The sequence below is a fragment of the Leifsonia shinshuensis genome (assembly GCF_022606355.1).
Classification (GTDB): Bacteria; Actinomycetota; Actinomycetes; order Actinomycetales; family Microbacteriaceae; genus Leifsonia; species Leifsonia shinshuensis_B.
Map to the genome: position 1 here is coordinate 941,829 of NZ_JAHHZQ010000002.1, position 19,818 is coordinate 961,646.

A 19,818-nucleotide genomic window follows, 5' to 3' on the forward strand; every position below is an offset into this window, starting at 1 on the left:
CCGCTCGAGGCGCGCCCGCTCCCGGCTCAGTCCACGACGCTCAGCTCGGCCGCCGTCCACCGCACCGCCGTCACCGCGTCGGCGAGCACGACCGCCGCGAGGGCCTCCTCGATCGCCTGGTCGTCGCGTTCCGGGCTGTGCACCACCGCGGTGATGAGCACCGCGGAGTCCGGCTCGTCCGTCGCCGTGATCGAACGCACGGTGAAGCCGGGGCGGTGCACCGCGTCGAAGACGAGCGCGCGGACTTCCGCTTCGGCCTGCACCCGGCAGCGGACCTCGAACGTGTAGTCCGCCTCCGGCGTCTCCTTGCCCGTGCTGCCGGTCCTCCGGTCGAGCAGGCGGCCGAGCGGGCGGAGGAGTGTGTTCGCCAGCATGACGATGAGCGTCCCGCCGGCGGCGACCGCGTAGAGGCCGCCGCCGGCCAGAGCGCCCACCGCCGCGGACGCCCATAGCGTCGCCGCGGTGTTCAGCCCGGAGACCGAAGCACCCTGCTTCATGATGACGCCGGCGCCCAGGAAGCCGATGCCCGAGACGATCTGGGCGGCGACCCGGGTGGGATCGGCGCCGGGACCGTGGAAGCTGAACGCGCCCATCACCACGAACAGCGCGGCCCCGAGGCTCACGAGCGCGTTCGTGCGGACGCCTGCGGTGCGCGACCGCCACTGCCGCTCCAGCCCGATCAGGGCTCCGCAGCCGACGGCGAGCAGCACGCGGAGTGCGATGTCGTATGTGATGGTCACGGGTCTCTCCTCACATCCAGGTGCCGTAGCGGCGGATGAAGACGGTCTTGAGCGCCTGCGTCAGCGCGCAGTAGGCGGCGAGCGTCGCGATCAGCCAGGGGAAGTAGGTCCACGGCAGCGACACGAGCCCGAGGCTGTGACCCCAGCCGGTGAACGGCAGGACGAGCCCGAACACGCAGACCGCGCCGGTCGCCAGCAGCACGGGGAGGCTCGCCCGCGACTGCACGAACGGCAGGCGCTTGGTGCGCAGCATGTGCACGATCAGCGTCTGGGAGATGATCGACTCGATGAACCAGCCGGACTGGAAGAGCGCGGCGTGGGCCGGGCTGTTCGCCTGGAAGACGAACCACATGAGCGCGTACGTGGTGATGTCGAAGATCGAGGAGATCGGACCGATCCGGATCATGAAGCTCGCGAGGCTCTTCGACTCCCACGCGCGCGGCGTGCGGAGGTCGTCCTTGTCCACGCGGTCCCACGGCAGGGTCAGCATCGAGAGGTCGTAGGCGAGGTTCTGCACGAGCACCACGATCGGGATCATCGGGATGAACGGCAGCAGCGCGCTCGCGACCAGGACGGAGAACATGTTGCCGAAGTTCGACGACGCGGTCATCTTGATGTACTTCATCGTGTTGACGAAGGTACGACGGCCCTCGATCACCCCGCCCTCGAGAACGGTGAGGTCCTTCTCGAGCAGGATGATGTCCGCCGACTCCTTGGCGATGTCCACCGCGGTGTCGACCGAGATCCCGACGTCGGCGGCGCGCAGGGCGGCGGCGTCGTTGATGCCGTCGCCGAGGTACCCGACGGTGTGGCCGTGCTGCCGCATGGCCTCCACGATCCGGGCCTTCTGCGCCGGTGCGACCTTGGCGAACACCGTGGTCTGCTCGGCGAGCTCGCCGAGCGCCTCGATGCTGAGCTCGTCGGTCTCGGGGCCGAGCACGATGGTGCCCGCGTCGATCCCGACCTTGCCGCACACCGCTGCGGCGACCAGGGCGTTGTCGCCGGTGATCACCTTCACATTCGTCCCGTGCTTGCGCAGGCTCGCGATCGCGGCCCCTGCACTCGCCTTCGGCGGGTCGAGGAACGCGAGGAACCCGAGCAGGGTCAGGCCGTCCTCGTCGTCGCGGGTGTACTCGTCGCGGTCGCGGTCGTCGAACTCCCGCACGGCGACCGCGAGCACGCGCAGACCCTGCTCGTTCTGGGAGGCGACCAGCTGGTCGATCTCGGCCAGGCGGCCGGGTGTCAGCTCGACATCGACACCGCCGACCCGCTCCGTCCGGCAGACGCAGAGGACCTCCTCGGTCGCGCCCTTCGTGATCAGCACGTGCGCGTCCGCGCGGTCGACGACCACCGACAGGCGCCGGCGCTCGAAGTCGAACGTCAGCTCGTCCACCAGGGTCCACTCGCGGCGGATGCGGTCCAGCTCGTCCGGGCCGGCCGCCGTGATGACGGCCTCGTCGAGGAGGTTGCGCAGCCCGGTCTGGAACATCGCGTTCGCGGCCGCGTAGCCCAGCGTGGTCTCGCTGGAGCGGCCGGTGGTGTTCAGATGGCGCTCGAGCACGATGCGGTCCTCGGTGAGCGTGCCGGTCTTGTCCGTGGCGAGGATGTCGATGGCGCCGAGGTTCTGGATGGAGTTGAGCCGCTTGACGATGACCTTGCGCTTCGCCATGAACTGCGCGCCCTTGGCGAGGTTCGCCGTCACGATCAGCGGGAGCATCTCCGGCGTCAGGCCGACAGCGGTCGTCACCCCGAACAGGAAGGCGGTGGTCCAGTCCTTCGTGATCCCGTTGATGACGAACACGATGGGGACCATGACCAGCATGAAGCGGATGAGGGTCCTGGTGACCTTGCGGATGCCGATGTCGAACGCGGTGTCCGGCCGCGCGCCGACGATCGCCGACGAGAGGCTGCCGAACGAGGTCGAGCGGCCGGTGCCGATCACGACGCCGGTGCCGGAGCCCGAGACGACCGAGGTGCCCATGAAGCCCAGGTTCGGGGCGTCGAGCAGCGTCGGCTCCGTCACGTCGACGTCGGGCGCGGCCGACTTCTCGGCGGGCAGCGCCTCCCCGGTGAGCATGGACTGGTTGATCTGGAGGTCCTTCGCCCGCACGATCCGCAGGTCGGCCGGGATCATGTCGCCGGCGGCCAGCTGCACGATGTCGCCGCGCACGATGTCCTCGACCGGGATCTCGGAGGTCACCGGGGTGCCGTGCACCGAGCGGGTCACGGCCGTGGTCGTCCGCACGAGCGCCTTCAGCTCCTCGGCCGCACGGGACGAGCGGTACTCCTGCCAGAACCGCAGGGTCGCGCTGACGAGCACCATGATGCTCACGGTGACGACTCCGGTGTAGTCCGGGCCGTCCGCCGGGTCGGCGAAGACGATGTCCGTGAACACCATGACCACGACCAGGAACAGCAGGATCAGGATGAACGGGTTCGTGAACGTGCGGAGGAACTGGAGCACGGCGGGCGCGGGCTTGCCGTGGTCCACCGCGTTGTCGCCGAACCGTGCGCGACGGCTCTTGACCGCGTCGGCCGTCAGGCCGTCCAGGTCGGTGGAGAAGGACTTGAGAGTGGCCTCGGCCGGGAGGCGGGCGGCCTCCACCAGGAGGCGCTGCTGGCCCTCGGGGAGGGCACCGCGGCGGGCTGCTTCGGTGGAAGCGCGCGCGTTGCGAGGGGCCGGCCGGCTGTCGGCGATGGCGGGGTTCAGGGTGTCCAGATCGGTGCGGAAGAAGGGGCGCATGAGAGGGGTCTCCTCGGATTCGGGCGCGACGGATCACCGGTCGCCGTGACGGCGGACCGGGTCGCGTGATGGAGCAGGGGGACGAATGCCCGCGAGGAGGAGACGCAGAGCGACCGAGACGCAGAACGCGCGATCAGAGGGACCGTGTCGGAGCCGGCCCGCGAGCACAGAGAGATCGACTGTCGCCGTCGCTCATCGGGTCACCTCCTCACGGTCGGCACGCATTCCGCAGACGTGGGAGCATGAGGCACGGTGTCTCATCGAAGTCACTTCCACGTAAGAGTTTCGGCACTGCACGACGTGTCCCGCCGATCAGATCGGTGGGAAGCCACTTGGGGTCACCCCTTAATCCGGGGAGACCTGTCCTGATCTTGGGCGTCTCTCGACGTCGTGAGATCAGTGGCCTGTGTTCGCGCAGGAGCCTCGCCTAACGAAGTGCTGCGGGGCAACCATACCGACCCCTGACATTTCATGTCAAACGACATGACGAATGTCACCCCCAGATCCTGACGGAGGCCCTGCGTGCCGCCGCCCGCGAGCCGCCACGCTGGGAGACGTGAAAGAGACACCAGCCATCCGCCTCTCCGGTCTGCGCAAGACCTTCGGGTCGTCGACCGCCGTCGACGGCGTCGACCTGACCGTCCGCCCGGGCGAGGTCGTCGCCCTCCTCGGCCCCAACGGCGCGGGCAAGTCCACCACGATCGACCTCGCGCTCGGCCTCGCCCGGCCGTCCGCCGGCACTGCCGAGCTCTTCGGCGGCGACCCCCGGCGCGCGATCCGCGACGGCCGAGTCGGCGCCATGCTGCAGGGCGGTGCCCTCCTGCCGACCCTCACTGTCGCCGAGTCGGTCGCCCTGGTGGCCGCGGCGCACAAGCACCCGCTCAGCGTCGCCGAGGCGCTCGAACGGGCGCGCTGCACGGAGATCGCCAAGCAGCGCGTGGCCAAGCTCTCCGGCGGTCAGATGCAGCGGGCGCGCTTCGCGGTCGCGGTCGTGTCCAATCCAGACCTGCTCTTCCTCGACGAGCCGACCGCGGCGATGGACGTGGAGGCCAGGCGGACCTTCTGGGTCTCGATGCGGGAGTTCACCGCGGAGGGTCGCACGGTCGTCTTCGCCACCCACTACCTCGACGAGGCCGACGCCTACGCCGATCGCATCGTCATGCTCGCCCGCGGACGGATCGTCGCCGACGGCACCCCCACCGAGGTGAAGGCGGTCGTGTCCGGCCGCCGGATCCGCGCCACCGCCGGCTTCGCCTGGACGGGCGACGCCTCCGCGGCGATCTCGGCCCTCCCCGGCGTCCGCACCGTCGAATACCGCGCCGGCCTGCTGACCGTCGTCAGCGACGACTCCGACGCCACTCTGCGCGGGCTGCTGGCCGCGCACGACGACCTGCACGACATCGAAGTGACCGCGCACACGATGGACGAGGCCTTCCTCGCCCTGACCGACCAGCGCGACCCGGAAGGAGCAATCCGATGAGCATCGCCTACATGGGGCGCGAGTCCCTCCGCCAGCTGAAGAACATGCGGGCCATGATCTTCACCCTCGCCGTGCCGCTGGTCATGCTGCTGGCCTTCGGCGGCACCTTCGGAGGCCAGGGCCAGGTGGATGCCGTGACCCACCTCCCCTGGATCGTCGTCACGACCATCCAGGTGTCGGCGTACGGCGGCATGATGGCCGCCCTGTCGCAGGCCTTCACGATCGTCACAGAGCGCTCGCTCGGCTGGAACCGGCAGCTGCGGATCACCCCGCTCAGCGGGACGGGCTACCTCGTCTCCAAGCTGGTCGCGGCACTCGCCCTGGCCCTGTTCAGCATCGTGGTGATCGTGACGGTGTCGATGGTGCTGTACCACCCGGCCCTGTCGATCGGGAGCTGGCTGCTGGCCTGCCTCGGCATCTGGTGCGGCGTCGTGCCGTTCGCCCTGCTCGGCATCCTGGTCGGGCAGTTCGCGAAGCCCGAGTTCGCGCAGCCGCTGTTCATGGCGGTGTTCATGGGCATGGCGGTACTGGGAGGACTGTGGGTCCCTCTCCAGATCTTCCCCGCGTGGGTGGCGAACGTGGCGCAGGCCGTGCCGTCGTACTGGCTCAACCGGGTCGGTCAGCTCGGAGCGCTGCAGAGCGGTGATGCGCTCACCCCGGCCCTGGTGCTGGCGGCCTGGACGGTCGTGCTCGGCGCGCTGGTGGTGTGGCGCTACCGCCGTGACGCGGCCCGCGGCTGACCGGCCGAAGCTGGCTAGGGTAGGGACGTGTTCAGCAGCGACGTCGACGAGTACCGGCCCGTCGGGGTGTGGGCGCGGCTGACGCACCGCTCGGCGTTCCGTTGGTACCCGGGCGCGGTGATCGGCCTCCTGTACCAGATCTCGGTGCTCGGCGGCCTCTGGACGTCGTCCGAGGCGCTCGCCACGAAGATCGTCGCGACCGCGCTGCTCGCCCTCGTCTACCTCGGCTTCCTCGCCCTCCCTCCGCTGCTCTGGTGGGAGGGCGAGCGCACGCGGCTGATCGGCGTGCTCGCCTACTTCGCGCTGACGCTCACGCTCATCCCGTTCATCGGCGTCGCGACCCTCTGGACATGGGTCTACGTCGCCTGCGCCGCCGGGATGGCGATAGCGCGCACGTGGGTGTCGACCACGATCATCCTGGGCCTGGGAGCCGTGCAGCTGATCGTCTTCCTGCTCACGGGGACTTTCGACGACAACTGGTACATCGCGCTGATCACCGTCTCGATCGGCATCATGATGAGCGCCTTCGCCCGCCAGATCGACGCCCTCCGGAGGCTGCGGAGGGCTCAGGGCGAGATCGCCCGCCTGGCCGTCGTGGAGGAGCGGGCGCGGTTCTCGCGCGACATGCACGACGTGCTCGGCCACTCGCTCACCGTCGTGACGGTCAAGTCGGAGCTGGCCCGCCGGCTCATCCCGGTCGACCCCGGCCGGGCGGAAGAGGAACTCGCCGACATCGAGCGGCTCACCCGGTCGGCGCTGGCCGACCTCCGCGCGGCCGTCGCCGGCTACCGCGAGATGAGCCTGTCCACCGAACTCGCCGCTGCGCAGGCCGGGCTGGCGGCGGCCGACATCCAGGCGCACCTCCCGCGCAACGGCGAGGAGGTCGCCCCCGACCTCCGCGAGCTGTTCGGCTGGGTGCTGCGCGAGGGCGTCACGAACGTCATCCGGCACTCCGGCTCGCGCAACTGCTGGGTCACCGTGGAGCCGGAGGCGCTGCGGATCGAGGACGACGGCCGCGGGCCCGCGCCCTTCGGTTCCGACCGCCGCGACCTCGTGCGCGGGTCGGGCATCGCCGGCCTCGCGGCGCGAGCGGGGGAGTCGGGGGCCGCGCTCACCGTGGAGGCCGGGCCGCGCGGCGGCACCCTCCTGACCGTCCGGAGGCTGCCATGACCATCCGCCTGCTGCTCGCCGACGACCAAGCGCTGGTGCGCGGGGCGCTGGCTGCGCTCCTCGACCTCGAGCCCGACCTGGAGGTCGTGGCCCAGGTCGGCCGCGGCGACGAGGTCATCGACGCCGCGCGCTCGTCCGCCGCTGATGTCGCGCTCCTGGACGTCGAGATGCCGGGCCTCGACGGCATCCAGGTGGCGGCGCAGCTCCAGGCGGCGCTGCCGTCGTGCCGCTCGCTCATCGTCACCACGTTCGGGAGGCCGGGCTACCTGCGCAGGGCGATGGAGGCCGGTGCCGCGGGCTTCATCGTCAAGGACACCCCGTCGGGCCAGCTCGCCGACGCGGTGCGGCGGGTCGCCTCGGGCCTGCGGGTCGTCGACCCGGCGCTCGCCGCCGAGTCGCTGGCCTCCGGCGCCTCCCCGTTGACGGTGCGAGAGGCCGAGGTGCTGGCGGTGGCCGGGGAGGGCGGGACGATCACCGACATCGCGCGCCGGCTGCACCTCAGCGACGGCACCGTGCGCAACCACCTGTCGAGCGCGATCGGCAAGACGGGAGCGCGCAACCGCTCCGAAGCGGTCGCGATCGCGACGCGCCAGGGTTGGCTGTAGAAGCGCCTACGGCGCGTCGACATTCGTCACGAATCCGCTGTTTCGTGGCACGAATGTCGGGATTCGTCACGAATGTGTGCGGCTCGGGGAGCGCGCAGTGCGCCGACGCGCTCAGGCGCGCTTCGGCGTCTCGGACTCGGTTTCTTCGTAGTCCTCTTCGGCGTCGTCGTACTCGTCGGCGCCCTCGGGCTCGTAGTCGGCCCACGCGTCGTACTGGTGCTCGTCGTCGTGGTGGGAATGCCCGGTCAGCTCGCGCTCGAGCGCGTCGTAGTTGACGTTCGGACTGAACGACTTCAACTGGCGAGCGATCTTCGTGTGCTTTGCCTTTTGACGGCCGCGCCCCATGCGTGACCCCCTTTTGGTCCTGCCCGGGGAATGGCACCCGGGGATCCAACAGAAATAGTGAAAACTAGCGTCGAGTTTAGCATGGTGGCCCCCATGGACCCCGAGTCGTCGCACAGCGTCGAATGATGGAATGAGCGCGTGATCACTGGAATGACCGACACCCAGGTGGTGATCGTCGGCGCCGGGCAGGCCGGGCTCGCGGTCGCCTACTACCTGCGTCGGTTCGAGCTGACTCCCGGCGAGGATTTCGTGATCCTCGACCGCGGTCCCGGCACGGGGGGCGCGTGGCAGCACCGGTGGGACGCACTGCGTCTGGGCAGCGCTCACCACGTGAACGATCTTCCAGGAATGTCCGAGCTGGGACTCAGCTTCGACACGGCCGACCGCACCCTTCCGGCCAAGGACATCGTGGCGGGGTACTACCGCCGCTACGAGGACCACTTCGGCCTCCAGGTGCAGCGCCCGGTCACTGTCTCGCGGGTCTTCGACCGCGGCGCCGACCTCGTCGTCGCGCACGACCAGGGCGAGACGCGCACCCGCATCGTCGTCAACGCGACCGGCACCTGGGGCGCGCCGTTCATCCCGTGGTATCCGGGGATGGGCGATTTCGCCGGGCGGCATCTGCACACCTCGTCGTACACCTCGGCCGAGGAGCTGGCGGGGCAGTCCGTCGTCGTGGTCGGCGGCGGCACGAGCGCGATCGGCTTCCTCCTCGAGCTGGAGGGCGTGGCCGGCGAGCTGACCTGGGCGACCCGTCGGCCGGTGGACTTCCGCGACGAGTCGGAGCTCACGATCGAGGGCGGTGTCGCAGCCGTCGCGGCGCAGGACGCCGCCGCTCGCGCCGGCCAGGCCCTGCCGAGCATCGTCAGCGGCACCGGCGTTCCGCGCACCCGGCGCATCGCCGCCGGCATCGACCGCGGGCTGCTGGTGGAGCGCGGGATGTTCGCGCGCATCGAGCGCGACGGAGTGGTCTGGGACGACGGGTCCACGACGCGCGCCGACGCGATCATCTGGGCGACCGGCTTCCGTCCGGAGCTGCGGCACCTCGCCCCGCTCAAGCTGCGCGAGAAGGCGGGCGGCCTGACGGTGGCCTCCGGAGCCGCCTGGCAGGACTCGCGGATCTTCCTCGCCGGCTACGGCCCCCAGGCGAGCACCATCGGCGCGAACCGCGCCGGCCGCGTGATCGCCCGCCAGATCATGGCCCAGATCTAGCGCGCCGCGCCGCGCGCTTCACGCCGCCCGCTCCGCGCGCCGCCCTCGCGCCGCGCACGTCGCGCGCCGAGGGGCACGCAAACGCCCCTACCCGCCCCCTTTTCGGGCGCCTACGTGCCCTTCGATCGCGCCTGGACCGGCGGACGTGCGCTCGGGCCCGCCCGGGCGAAGCGCCGAGGGGCACGCAAACGCCCCTACCCGCCCCCGTTTCGGGCACCTACGTGCCCTTCGGTCGGACCTGGACTCGTCGACGCGCAACTGGTGCCGTGCACGGGTGAAGCGGCGAGGGGCACGCAGATGCCCCTACCCGGACCCGTTCCGGGCACCTACGTGCCCTTCGGTCGCACCAGGACTTGTGGACGCGCACCCGGTGCCCTGCAAGGTGAAGCCGAGGGGCACGCAAACGCCCCTACCCGGACCCTTTTCGGGCACCTACGTGCCCTTCGGTTGCACCTTCACTTGTGGGCGTGCGCTCGGGCCCTGCGCGCGCGAAGCGTCGAGGGGCACGCAAACGCCCCTACCCGCGTCCCTTTCGGGCACCTACGTGCCCTTCGGTTGCAACTTGACTTGTGGACGTGCGCTCGGGCCCTGCGCGCGCGAAGCGTCGAGGGGCACGCAGATGCCCCAGCCCGCGTCCCCTTCGGGCACCTACGTGCCCTTCGCTCGCACCTGGACTGGCGACGGGACGGGCGACCTCCGCCGCCGAAGCGGCGAGGGGCACGTTGTTGTCACTTTCGGGGGCGGAAAGTGACGACAGCGTGCCCCTCGGGGACGCGGCGCGGGGCGCGGCGGTGTCAGACCTCCACGGTGCGCTCGGCGCCCGCGAAGCGCAGGCCGCTCACGCGGATGCGGCCGGCGGCCGGACTCGGGCGCACGTCGAGCGTTCCGGCCTGGGCATCGGGGCGGAGGCCGAGGCGGGCCGAGAGCACAGCGACGGCCGCCGCGGCCGACCAGGCCTGCGGACGGCAGGCCGCCGGGTAGGGCACGGGCGACGAGGTCTGCGCCGCCGGGTCGCCGGAGTGCAGCTCCGGCATCCGGTAGCCGAAGCCCGAAGCGGCGGCCAGGAGGCCGTCGGCGAGCTGGTCGGCCTCCGCGATGTGGCCGTCGCGGGCGAGCCCGGTGATCGCGATCGCCGTGTCGTGCGCCCAGACCGAGCCGCCGTGGTAGCTGAGCGGCCAGTAGCCTCCCGCGTCGGTCGACATGGTTCGCAGGCCGTAGCCGGACGACAGCTCCGGCGATGCGAGGCGACGCGCGATCAGCGCGGACTGCTCGGGCGTGAGGATGCCGGTGCCCAGGAGGTGGCCGATGTTGCTGGTCACGGTGTCGACCTTCCGCTTGGCCGCGTCGAGCGCGACGGCCGGGTAGGCGCCGTCCGGGTCGTCGATCCAGAACGCGTCGGCGAAGCGGGCCTTGAGGCCGGCGGCCCAGCGCCGCCACTCGTCGGCGCCCTCGAGGCCGAACGCCTCCAGCAGCTCGGCGCCGCCGATGGCGGCCTCGTACGCGTAGCCCTGCACCTCGCAGAGCGCGATCGGGCCGTCGGCCAGGGTGCCGTCCTTCCACTGGATGGAATCTCCCGAGTCCTTCCAACCCTGGTTCGCGAGTCCGTGGCCTGTGGTGTCGACGTACTCCAGGAACCCGTCGCCGTCGCTGTCGCCGTGGTCGCGCATCCAGGCGAGGGCGGCCTGCATCGCGGGGAGCAGGTCGCGCACCTGGTCGTCGGGCATCCCCCACTTCCACGCGTCGTGGAGGAGGCCGATCCACAGGGCCGTCGCGTCGACGGTGCCGTAGTACAGCGGGGGCAGCACCACGCCCTCGCCCGGGATGGTCAACGCGGCGGGTCGCAGCTCGTGCATGATCTTGCCCGGCTGCTCGGCGGTCTCCGCCACATTCCGCGTGCCCTGGAAGTGCGCGAGCACGCGCAGCGTGGAGGCGGCGATGTCAGTGCCGAGTGGCAGCAGCATGCGCGCCGCCCACAGCGAGTCGCGGCCGAACAGCGTGAAGAACCACGGGGCGCCCGCCGCGAGGAAGACATCGTCCGGACGCGCCGTCGTCGACATGCGCAGCGACTGGAGGTCGGCCACAGCGCGGTCGAGCCACGATGCCAGCCGCGAGTCGCCGGTGGTCGCGCGGAAGGCGGCCCAGTCTGCCGAGGGTGCGGCGCCGGCGACGACGGCGGTCGGGTCGTCGACCGCCACCGTCCATTCCAGCGCGACCTGACCGTGGGCGGGAACCTCGATCTCCCAGTCCATCCAGACGTCCGCGTCGTCGAGCGCGACGCGCGCGCCGACGGCCGTCAGCTGCGCGGTGACCTGCCCCGACCGGAACTCCACACCCTCGCCCGCGGGCTGTGCGGACACCGGGTGCTCGGCGCCGGACAGCCCGGCCTTGATGGTCTGCATGGGCGTGAAGTCGCCGCGCACCGACACCGTGACGGTGGTCGCGATCGGGCTGCCCAGGGCGTTGCGGAGCTCGATGCGCTCGTGCAGCCTGCCCTCGCGTACGGTGCGCGTGCGGTCGACGCGGACGCGTGGGTCTGCCGTCGCGTCGTCGAGGCGCCGGGCCAGCGCGGTGAAGACCGCTGTCGCCGCGTCGGGTCCTGCCGTCGCGATGTGCTCGGGCTGCTCGCCTCCGACGGTCAGGACGACGCGGTCGAGCACGCGCAGGTCGGAGTGGTAGAACCCGTGGATCCCGTTGCCGTCGACGGTGCCGTCCGCGGCGGACCAGGCCTGGCTGGGGGCGGTGAGCAGTACGACGCTGTCGTGCAGCAGGGGTTGGAGCGGCTGGGTCATCGGGGCGTTCGCGCCTCCTCGATCGTGGTGGGGATGGTGGTGGGGGTCGTGGGAATGATGGTGGAGGCGACGGTCGGGAGGACGCGCGGGGTGATGCGGGTCTCGGTGACGACGGCGGCGACGGACGTCCCCGAGGTGGCGTCGCCGGACCGCGACACCCGCCAGATCGCCGCGCCCTCCCGCTCCGAGACGACATCGACGAGGGTCGTGCCCTGGTAGACCAGCCCGGTGCCCTCTTCGAGGGCGTAGCCATCGGCTAGCAGCCCGGAGGCGATGGCCGCCTGGTGCGCCGGACGACGCCGGGGGTCGGAGTCGTAGTGCACCGCGAGCGAGCCGGGCACGAGGCCGAGACCGTCGGCCAGCGCCGAGATCTCCGGTCCACGCGAGGCTGTGGTGCCGCCCTTGTGCCAGCAGAGCCCTCCCGCCGACCCGCCCGCCAGCACGACACCGCGCTGCCACGCTTCGGTCAGGATCCCGTCCAGCCCGTGCGCGCGCCAGATGGCGAGCAGGTTCAGGAGGCTGCCGCCGCTGACCCAGACGACGTCCTGCGACAGAACATGCGCGCGCAGGTCAGGGACGTTCGGGTGCGGAAAGAAGCGCACATGGCTGGCGTCGACGCCGGCGGCCCGTGCCGCCTCCAGCTCGGCGCCCTCCACGTGCCGCTGATCGCCGCCCGCCGTGTTGATGTGCGTCACCCGCGGCGTGCGCCCGGCGACCTGCGCCAGCTCGATCGCGTGGTGGAGGAGCGGGCCGTACAGGGAGTCCGTCCAGTCGCCGGCGACGAGGCCGCCGCAGGTGGCGAGGATCGTCGGTGCGATCGCGGTCACTCCTTCACCGCCCCCTCGCTGGAGTTCATGATCCTGCGCTGGAAGATGAAGAACAGCACCGCGACGGGGATGGTCATGATGGCCGCCGCCGCGAGCTTGAGCGGATACTGGCTGCCCTGGCTGAGCTGGCCGCTGGCGAGGCCGGCGACGCCCTTCGTGAGGGTCGTGAGCGCCGGGTCCTGCGTCGAGATGATGAAGTGCGCCAGCTCGTTCCACGACCCCTGGAACGACAGGATGATGATCGTGATGAGCGCCGGCCGCGCCATCGGCAGCACGATCGACCAGAACACCCGGAAGGTGCCGGCGCCGTCGATGCGCGCCTGCTCCTCCACGCTCGCCGGGATGGATTCGAAGAAGCCCTTCATGATGAACACGCCGGCCGCGTCGGTGAGCAGCGGCAGGATCATGCCCGTGTACGAGTCGTACATCCCCAGCTGGTTGATCACGAGGAACTTCGGGATGAGCAGCACGACCATCGGCACCGACATGACGGCGACCAGCGCCGCGAAGACGACGCTGCGGCCCCGGAAGTGCAGGCGGGCCAGGGCGTAACCGGCCAGGGAGTCGAAGAACACCCGGCCGAGCGTGACGAAAACCGTGACGATCACCGAGTTGCCGAACCAGATCGGGAAGTCCGAGTTGACGAACAGCTTGGTGTACGCGGCCGTCGTCCACACCTGCGGGATCAGCGAGACCGGGTTGGCCGTCGCATCCGCGTCGGTCTTGAACGACGTCGCGATCTGGATGAGGAACGGCATGATGTACACGACCGCGAGCACGACGAGGATCGCGTACGTGATCGAGGTGGCGACGACGCTGCTGGTCGACCGACGGCGGCGACCGGACGGGTGCGGCGGGACGGTGCGCGGTGAGACGGAGGCCTCGGGGGTCACAGCGGTGGCGCTCATCGGAGGCCTCCCTTCGCGGCGGAGCCGGACGAGGTGCTCGGCGAGGTCGAGGCGATGACGACGGCCGCGTAGGGCCGCATCCGTCGCTTGGACACCTTCCGCTCGCGCAGCACCCAGCGCTGGAAGATCGTGAACAGCACGATGATGACGAAGAGGATGAACGCGATCGCGGCGCCCTGGCCCCACTCCTGATTGCCGAAGGAGGTCTGGTACGACAGGTAGGCCGGTGTCAGCGTCGTCTTGCTCGGTGCGCCCTTGCTGCCGGTGTAGATCTGGTCGAAGACCTGCCAGCAGCCGATCAGGCCCAGCGTGAGCACGGTGAAGAGCGTGGGGCGCAGCTGCGGGAGCGTGATGCGCCAGAAGCGCTGCCAGCCGTTCGCGCCGTCCATCATCGCCGCCTCGGTGACGTCGCCGCCGAGGTTCTGGAGGGCCGCGATGAAGAGCAGCATGAAGGTGCCGCTCGTGGTGAACACCGCCATGACGATGTACGCGCTCATCGCGACGGACGGGCCGCCCAGCCAGTCCCACCAGGAGACGCCGAGGAGGGTGTTCTGCGTGAGCGCGGCCGGGCCGGTGGTGATGCCGAAGAGGCCGAGGAAGTTGTGGATGATCCCGTTCGGGTCGTTGAACCAGTTCGGCCCGTTGATGCCGAACCAGGCGAGCACCTGGTTGACAGCGCCCGAGGTGCTGAACAGGAACAGCCAGAGCACGGTGATCGCGACCGAGCTGGTCACCGAGGGGAAGTAGAAGGCGGTGCGGAAGAAGCCGCGGCCGCGGAGGATGGCCCGGTTGACGAGCACGGCGAGGAACAGCGAGACGGCGGTCTGGATGGGGACGACCAGCACCACGTACCAGGCGTTGTTCTTCAGCGACATCCCGAAGTCCTGCTCGGCGAGGCCACCGCCCGCGAGCAGGGTCGAGTAGTTCTTGAGTCCGACGAAGTTCACGTCGGACGAGAAGGGGCTGCCCCGCCCGCCCCAGTCGGAGAAGCTGACCCACAGCGCCATCAGCACCGGGATGACCAGGAAGACGCCGAGGAGCAGGATGACCGGGGCGGTGAACAACCACCCCGAGGCGGCCTCGCCGCGCCGGATTCCGGAACGGCGAGACCGACTCGTGGCTTGCGACATGGTGGATGCGGTCCTTACTTCAGCAGAGCTTCGAGGTTCTTCTGCGTGGCGTCGAGGATCGCCTTGGGGTCGCCTGTCGCCAGCGTCTCGAGCTTGCTGTTGAGGTCGGTCACGACATCAGCGGAGCCCTTGGCGGTGGGGACGCCCTTGGCGTAGTCCGCTGCCGCGAGGAACGGGACGAGGTCGGGGTTGGCCGACTTCCACTCGGACGCGGCCGACTTGATCGACGGCATCGGGCCGAACGCCTTCGAGAAGGCGAGCTGGTCGTCCTTGCTGGTCAGCTTCTCCACGAGCTTGAGCGCGGCGGCCTGGTTGGGGCTGTCGGCGGCGATGCCCCAGCAGTTGGTGAACTGCAGCGTGCCGGCGCCGGCCGGGCCCTTCGGCAGCTCGGCGACCTGGTACTTGATGTTCGGGTAGTCGGACTTCATGGCACCGGTGATCCAGTTGCCCTCGATGGTCATCGCGGCCAGGCCCTTGCCGAACGCCTCGCCGCCCCAGCCCGCGCCGAGGTCCTTGGCGTACTTGAGGTCGCCGGCGTTCAGCATCTGCTTGACGAAGTCGAGCGCCTTGACGTTGGCGTCGCTGTTCGCGGTCGCCTTGGTGCTGTCGTCGTTCATCAGGTTGCCGCCTGCCTGCACCATGAAGGAGCCGACGCGGGCGTACTCGCCGGAGATGCCGAGGCCGACGTGGCCGTCGGCGGTCAGCTTCTTGGAGACGGCCTCCAGCTGGTCCCAGGTCTTGGGGATGTCGCTGTCGGTCAGGCCGGCGGCGCTCCACAGGTCCTTGTTGATGATGAGCTGCAGCGTCGAGAAGTCCTTGGGCGCGCAGTAGAACTTGCCGTCGTAGGTGAACGACTTGACCAGGCTCGGGTAGAAGTCGCTCTTGTTGGAGAGCTGGTCGCCGTACGCGAGCAGCGAGCCGTTGGAGGCGTAGCCGGCCAGGGCGTCGGTCGAGAGGTAGAACACATCCGCGGGCTTCTTCGCCGCGAAGCCCTGCGAGAGCTGCTGGTTCAGGTCGCTGGCCGCCACCACGCTGGCCTTGGTGCCCGAGCTGGCCGACCAGTCGCTCACGGCCGACTTGACCGCCGCGGTCTCGGCGTCGCCGGACGAGCCGATCATGACGGTCAACGCCTTGTTCGACGAGGTGAGCTTGCCGGTGTCGCTGCTGCCGCTGCCGCCGTTGAAGCCGGAGCCGCAGGCGGTCAGGGCGAGGGCGGCCGCGGCGGCGACAGCGCCGCCCGCGAGCCAGCGGGATGTGATTCTTCGCATGTGTTTCTCTCCTTGGTGTGAGTGTGCCCGACGGGACGGGCACACGCGGGTCGGGGTCGAAGAAGACCGTGGGCGGGTCGCCACGAGCGTCCCTTTGATCGATCAAATTCGGTAGTGCTACGCTGCAGTTTGAACGATCAAACCGGGACCCTGCCAACATAACCACGGCCTCGGAAGGTGTCAAGCGGAGCAACGGACGAGCGCCACGGCCGAAAGAAGCGACCGAACGGTAGGGTCTGAGAAAACCTCTCGGGTCAGCCGGGCGCGTCGGGGAAGGAGCAGCATGGGCGGGCAGCCGACGGTCAGCGACGTCGCCGACGCGGCCGGCGTCTCGCGGCAGACCGTGTCCAACGTGCTGAACACCCCGGCGATCGTCCGGCCGGAGACCCGCGAGCGGGTCGAGGCGGCCATCCGCACGCTCGGTTACCGTCCGCATGCCTCCGCGCGCCGTCTCCGCACCCAGAAGAGCTCCACCATCGGCATCCGGCTCGACCCGCTGACCCAGGACGGCATCTCGGGCAGCGTGCTCGACCGCTTCCTGCATTCCCTCACCGAACAGGCCGACCGAAAGGGCCTGCGGGTGCTGCTGTTCACGGCCGCCGGTCCGGAGGACGAGATCGAGCAGTTCCGCCGGCTCTCCGACGGAGCCGATGTCGATGCGTTCGTGCTGACCTCCACCTTCCACGGCGACCCGAGGACCGAGTGGCTCATCGAGCACGGTCAGTCGTTCGTGACGTTCGGGCGGCCGTGGGGCATCGACGATATGACCGACCCGCTGCACCTGTGGGTGGATGTGGACGGCCGGGCGGGCCTCCGCGACGCGACGCGGCACTTCCTCGACCTCGGGCTCCGGCGCATCGGGTACCTGGGCTGGCCGGAGGGGTCGGGTACCGGCGACGACCGCCGGGCCGGCTGGCTGGAGGCGATGCGCTCGGCACGCGCGGTCGACGAGGCGACCCTCGCCGTACTCGAGGAGACCGCGCACGACGGCGTCACCTTCGGCGCGGCGGCCATGCGCCGGCTCGCCGACCGGACGGAGGTGGATGCGGTCGTGTGCGCCTCCGACTCGCTGGCGCTCGGAGCCCTCACCGCCTCCGGCGGCCGCGTTCCCGTGATCGGGTACGACGACACTCCCGTGGCTGCGTCCCTCGGCTTCTCGAGCGTGCGGCAGCCGCTCGACGCGGTGGCCGCCGGCGTGCTCGACCTGCTGACCGGTGCCCACGGCGGCAGGGTGCGGCCGGAGTCGGGCATCGACGACCCCCGCCACCGGCTGGTGGCGCCCCGCCTGGTCGTGCGCGAGGGAGGCTCGCTGATCGGCGGCCGCTGAGCCCTGCTCGCGCCGTCGCGAACGGAGGACATCCGCCCTCCACACCCGCACAACTCCTTCGTTGGCCGCTTCCGGCGAAACGCGCATGTAACCGGCCGCGGCGACAATGGGAGGCATGACTCCACAAGAGCCGAACCTCCCCGCGCCACAAGCGCAGAACCCGAGCAAGGCACCCCGCATCCCCGTGACCGTCTCCATCACCCGCCGCGTCGACCCCGGCCGCCTGCCGGAGGTGACCCACTGGGTGCAGGCCGGCGTGAACCTCGCGAACACGTACGAGGGCTTCCTCGGCTCCGGATGGGTTCGCTCGAGGGCCGACTCGCACGAGTGGCACATGCTCTACCGGTTCGCGGACGAGGCGTCGCTCGATGCGTGGGAGGCCTCCGATGCCCGGGCCGAGTGGCTGTTCGAGGGGCGCGAGCTCGTCGAGGTGTCGCGCGTGGAGCGCCGCACCGGCATCGAGGGCTGGTTCGACGCGCCGCAACCGGGCGTGCCGGCGGCGCCGCCGCGCTGGAAGCAGGCGGTCACGATCTGGCTGGGCTTCTTCCCGCTGTCGCTCGCCTTCACGTACGCGACCTTCTATCTCGTGCCCGGCTGGCATCAGCTCTGGCCGCTCGCGACGGTGCTCATCACCACTCTCTGCCTGACGCCGACGATGACCTACCTCCTGCTCCCGTTCGTCACGCGCCTCCTGCACCCCTGGCTCCGCCACTGAGCAGCCATCGCTTCCTCACTTTCTCCCGCTCCCTCCCGGCGTGTCGCGGGAGAAAGTGAGGAAGCGATGGCTGGGCGGGTGGGGGATGTCCCTGAGGTGACCCTGAGATTCGGGCGGAGCGCTTGCGTGGCTCCGACTCGCGATATATCGTGAATACGTCAACATCGCGATATATCGCGAGTCACCGAGGGCTCCGCCGGAGCCTCACTGCACGAAACGACGCAAGGAGCGCGAGAAACATGGCACAGGAGAAGTGGCTGATCCAGCCGGGCGAGAGCCGCACGATCGACGTGGAGCTCGTCCGCTCCCTCAAGGTCGGGCTGCTGGGCGGCCAGATCGACATCCTCGGGCACGACGAGCAGGGCGCACGCGTGGAGGTCCACTCGGTCTCCGGCCGCGACCTCAAGGTCTCGGTCGACGGCGACCGGCTCGAGATCGACCACCCGCAGCTGCGGTGGGACAACTTCATCGACGTCTTCAAGTCGATGAAGTCGAGCGCACGCGCCGACATCAGTGTGCTGGTGCCACGGGATGTCGCCCTCAAGTTCGGCGTGGTCTCCGCGGGTGCCCTCGTCTCCGGCCTGAAGACCGACGCCCGCCTGAGCACGGTCTCCGGCGACGTGGTCATCGACGGCCTGGTCGGCGACCTGGAGCTCAACTCGGTCAGCGGCGAGCTGTCGGCACGCGGTCACACCGGCCGCATCAACGCGCACACCGTCTCCGGCGACATCACGGCGACGGGCTCCATCCCGCGCTTCAGCGCCGACGGCGTGTCCGCCGACATCATGGTCGACATCTCTGGCACCCCGGACGAGATCCAGGTGAACACCGTCTCGGGCGACACGACCATCCGCATCCCGGAGGCGCTCGGCGCCCGTTACCGCGCCAACACCGTCTCCGGCCGCGTGCAGCTCGACAACGTCATGGTCGTCGGCTCGGCGGGCAAGGGCTACACCGCGAAGAGCGGCAGCCTCGACGGCTACTGGGTCGACATCTCCGTCAACTCGGTCTCCGGCGCCGTGTCGGTGCTCCGCAGCTCCGTCGCACAGAACGAAGCGTCGGCGTGACCCCCGCGGTCTTCGCGCATGGCAGCCTCCGCCTCTACCTGCTGAGCCTTCTCGCGGAGGAGCCGCGCCACGGCTACGAGCTGATCCAGGCGCTCAGCGACCGGTTCGGGGGCACCTACGTGCCCAGCGCCGGAACGATCTATCCGCGCTTGGCCAAGCTCGAGGAGGAGGGGCTGGTCACCAAGACGACAGACGGCCGCAAGACCGTGTACTCCATCACCGACGCGGGCCGGGCCGAGCTGGCCTCGCGCGAGCACGAGCTGGACGCCATCGAGGAGGAGGTCACCGACTCCGTACGGCGGCTGGCCGACGAGGTGCGCGCCGGCGTGAACGACGCGATGCGCACGCTGCGTGCCGAGCTGGCCTCGGCCGCACGGGAGGCGAAACGCGACGCGACCCGGGTGGATCCGCGACAGGAGGCCCGCGACGCGGGCCGCGATGCGCGCGCGGCGGCCAATGCGGCGGCTCGGGAGGCCGAGGTCGCGATCAACGACTTCCGGCAGCAGTTGCGTACCGATCTGCGCTCCCAGGCTGCGCGCGGCTCGCTCCCGGCGAACGTGGTGCCACTCCTCAAGGAGGAGTTGACGCGCGTCCGCAGGACGATCGCAGAGGCGATCGCCCGCAGTTAACTCGCCGGTGAGACCGGGTTTCGTGAACGACGTCCAGAAAGTCTCAGGCCATGCTCATCTCGCTCCCAGTGAGACCGATGACGAGCCGCCTCCCGCGAGATTCCGCGGCAACGGACCGCGCGC

17 protein-coding genes and 1 riboswitch are annotated in these 19,818 nt (G+C 70.3%); of the genes, 9 read left to right on the forward strand and 8 right to left on the reverse strand.

The annotated features are described in order from the left end of the window. Positions 1-26: 26 nt before the first annotated feature. Complete coding sequence (locus KNO15_RS11380) at positions 27-740, reverse strand: MgtC/SapB family protein (RefSeq protein ID WP_241703838.1); 714 nt, start codon at positions 738-740, stop codon at positions 27-29. A gap of 10 nt (positions 741-750) precedes the next feature. Next, positions 751-3,483 carry a magnesium-translocating P-type ATPase gene (mgtA, locus tag KNO15_RS11385; protein WP_241703839.1) on the reverse strand — a complete coding sequence of 911 codons (2,733 nt, stop codon included), beginning with the start codon at positions 3,481-3,483 and terminating at the stop codon, positions 751-753. A 263-nt stretch (positions 3,484-3,746) separates the two neighbouring features. Then, positions 3,747-3,925: riboswitch (M-box (ykoK) riboswitch) on the reverse strand. Positions 3,926-4,039: 114 nt separating this feature from the next. Here mgtA and KNO15_RS11390 point away from each other — a divergent pair. From KNO15_RS11390 to KNO15_RS11405, 4 genes are read left to right on the forward strand one after another with little or no spacing between them, the layout of a single operon-like run. Then, positions 4,040-4,963 carry an ABC transporter ATP-binding protein gene (locus tag KNO15_RS11390; protein ID WP_241703840.1) on the forward strand — a complete coding sequence of 308 codons (924 nt, stop codon included), beginning with the start codon at positions 4,040-4,042 and terminating at the stop codon, positions 4,961-4,963. Further along, the gene (locus KNO15_RS11395) at positions 4,960-5,703 is read left to right on the forward strand and encodes an ABC transporter permease (protein WP_241703841.1); all 744 of its coding nucleotides are present in this window, start codon (positions 4,960-4,962) and stop codon (positions 5,701-5,703) included. The genes KNO15_RS11390 and KNO15_RS11395 overlap by 4 nt, the downstream gene beginning before the upstream one ends. Positions 5,704-5,730: 27 nt before the next feature. Beyond that, positions 5,731-6,873 (forward strand): sensor histidine kinase, encoded by a 1,143-nt coding sequence (locus KNO15_RS11400; RefSeq protein WP_241703842.1) that lies wholly within the window; start codon positions 5,731-5,733, stop codon positions 6,871-6,873. Beyond that, positions 6,870-7,478 (forward strand): response regulator transcription factor, encoded by a 609-nt coding sequence (locus tag KNO15_RS11405; protein ID WP_241703843.1) that lies wholly within the window; start codon positions 6,870-6,872, stop codon positions 7,476-7,478. Before KNO15_RS11400 ends, KNO15_RS11405 begins: the two co-directional genes overlap by 4 nt. A gap of 111 nt (positions 7,479-7,589) precedes the next feature. On the opposite strand, the gene KNO15_RS11410 is transcribed toward KNO15_RS11405, so the two are convergent. Then, on the reverse strand, positions 7,590-7,775 hold the full coding sequence (locus KNO15_RS11410; RefSeq protein ID WP_374113162.1) for a DUF3073 family protein: 186 nt from the start codon (positions 7,773-7,775) through the stop codon (positions 7,590-7,592). 186 nt (positions 7,776-7,961) lie between these two features. Between KNO15_RS11410 and KNO15_RS11415 the strand changes: the two genes are divergently transcribed. Next, on the forward strand, positions 7,962-9,035 hold the full coding sequence (locus tag KNO15_RS11415; RefSeq protein WP_241703845.1) for an NAD(P)-binding domain-containing protein: 1,074 nt from the start codon (positions 7,962-7,964) through the stop codon (positions 9,033-9,035). A 794-nt stretch (positions 9,036-9,829) separates the two neighbouring features. Here KNO15_RS11415 and KNO15_RS11420 read toward each other — a convergent pair. The 5 genes from KNO15_RS11420 to KNO15_RS11440 are packed head-to-tail and all read right to left on the reverse strand — an operon-like array spanning position 9,830 to position 15,957. Next, entirely contained in the window at positions 9,830-11,824 is a 1,995-nt protein-coding gene (locus KNO15_RS11420) for an amylo-alpha-1,6-glucosidase (protein WP_241703846.1), read from the reverse strand. Continuing rightward, positions 11,821-12,651 (reverse strand): peptidase E, encoded by an 831-nt coding sequence (locus KNO15_RS11425; RefSeq protein WP_241703847.1) that lies wholly within the window; start codon positions 12,649-12,651, stop codon positions 11,821-11,823. Before KNO15_RS11425 ends, KNO15_RS11420 begins: the two co-directional genes overlap by 4 nt. Next, positions 12,648-13,559 (reverse strand): carbohydrate ABC transporter permease, encoded by a 912-nt coding sequence (locus KNO15_RS11430; RefSeq protein ID WP_241703848.1) that lies wholly within the window; start codon positions 13,557-13,559, stop codon positions 12,648-12,650. Before KNO15_RS11430 ends, KNO15_RS11425 begins: the two co-directional genes overlap by 4 nt. Next, positions 13,556-14,689, reverse strand: coding sequence for a carbohydrate ABC transporter permease (locus KNO15_RS11435; protein ID WP_241703849.1), 1,134 nt, complete (start codon positions 14,687-14,689; stop codon positions 13,556-13,558). Before KNO15_RS11435 ends, KNO15_RS11430 begins: the two co-directional genes overlap by 4 nt. Before the next feature lie 14 nt (positions 14,690-14,703). Further along, complete coding sequence (locus KNO15_RS11440; RefSeq protein ID WP_241703850.1) at positions 14,704-15,957, reverse strand: sugar ABC transporter substrate-binding protein; 1,254 nt, start codon at positions 15,955-15,957, stop codon at positions 14,704-14,706. Between the two features lie 283 nt (positions 15,958-16,240). On the opposite strand from KNO15_RS11440, the gene KNO15_RS11445 reads away from it, so the two are divergent. The 4 genes from KNO15_RS11445 to KNO15_RS11460 all read left to right on the forward strand — a co-directional run bounded on the left by KNO15_RS11445 (position 16,241) and on the right by KNO15_RS11460 (position 19,695). After that, positions 16,241-17,284, forward strand: a complete 1,044-nt coding sequence (locus KNO15_RS11445) for a LacI family DNA-binding transcriptional regulator (RefSeq protein WP_241703851.1) — start codon at positions 16,241-16,243, stop codon at positions 17,282-17,284. Between the two features lie 115 nt (positions 17,285-17,399). Then, positions 17,400-17,999: an antibiotic biosynthesis monooxygenase gene (locus tag KNO15_RS11450; RefSeq protein ID WP_241703852.1), complete on the forward strand. Its 600-nt coding sequence runs from the start codon at positions 17,400-17,402 to the stop codon at positions 17,997-17,999. Positions 18,000-18,238: 239 nt separating this feature from the next. After that, on the forward strand, positions 18,239-19,066 hold the full coding sequence (locus KNO15_RS11455; RefSeq protein WP_241703853.1) for a DUF4097 family beta strand repeat-containing protein: 828 nt from the start codon (positions 18,239-18,241) through the stop codon (positions 19,064-19,066). Continuing rightward, complete coding sequence (locus KNO15_RS11460) at positions 19,063-19,695, forward strand: PadR family transcriptional regulator (RefSeq protein WP_241703854.1); 633 nt, start codon at positions 19,063-19,065, stop codon at positions 19,693-19,695. The genes KNO15_RS11455 and KNO15_RS11460 overlap by 4 nt, the downstream gene beginning before the upstream one ends. Positions 19,696-19,818 lie beyond the last annotated feature (123 nt).

Bases quoted from the DNA above. Each gene is read 5' to 3' on its own strand.
- KNO15_RS11450 (WP_241703852.1), top strand. From the start codon at position 17,400: ATGACTCCACAAGAGCCGAACCTCCCCGCGCCACAAGCGCAGAACCCG.
- KNO15_RS11420 (WP_241703846.1), bottom strand. From the start codon at position 11,824: ATGACCCAGCCGCTCCAACCCCTGCTGCACGACAGCGTCGTACTGCTC.
- KNO15_RS11395 (WP_241703841.1), top strand. From the start codon at position 4,960: ATGAGCATCGCCTACATGGGGCGCGAGTCCCTCCGCCAGCTGAAGAAC.
- KNO15_RS11445 (WP_241703851.1), top strand. From the start codon at position 16,241: ATGGGCGGGCAGCCGACGGTCAGCGACGTCGCCGACGCGGCCGGCGTC.
- KNO15_RS11455 (WP_241703853.1), top strand. From the start codon at position 18,239: ATGGCACAGGAGAAGTGGCTGATCCAGCCGGGCGAGAGCCGCACGATC.
- KNO15_RS11435 (WP_241703849.1), bottom strand. From the start codon at position 14,689: ATGTCGCAAGCCACGAGTCGGTCTCGCCGTTCCGGAATCCGGCGCGGC.
- KNO15_RS11430 (WP_241703848.1), bottom strand. From the start codon at position 13,559: ATGAGCGCCACCGCTGTGACCCCCGAGGCCTCCGTCTCACCGCGCACC.
- KNO15_RS11405 (WP_241703843.1), top strand. From the start codon at position 6,870: ATGACCATCCGCCTGCTGCTCGCCGACGACCAAGCGCTGGTGCGCGGG.
- mgtA (WP_241703839.1), bottom strand. From the start codon at position 3,483: ATGCGCCCCTTCTTCCGCACCGATCTGGACACCCTGAACCCCGCCATC.
- KNO15_RS11440 (WP_241703850.1), bottom strand. From the start codon at position 15,957: ATGCGAAGAATCACATCCCGCTGGCTCGCGGGCGGCGCTGTCGCCGCC.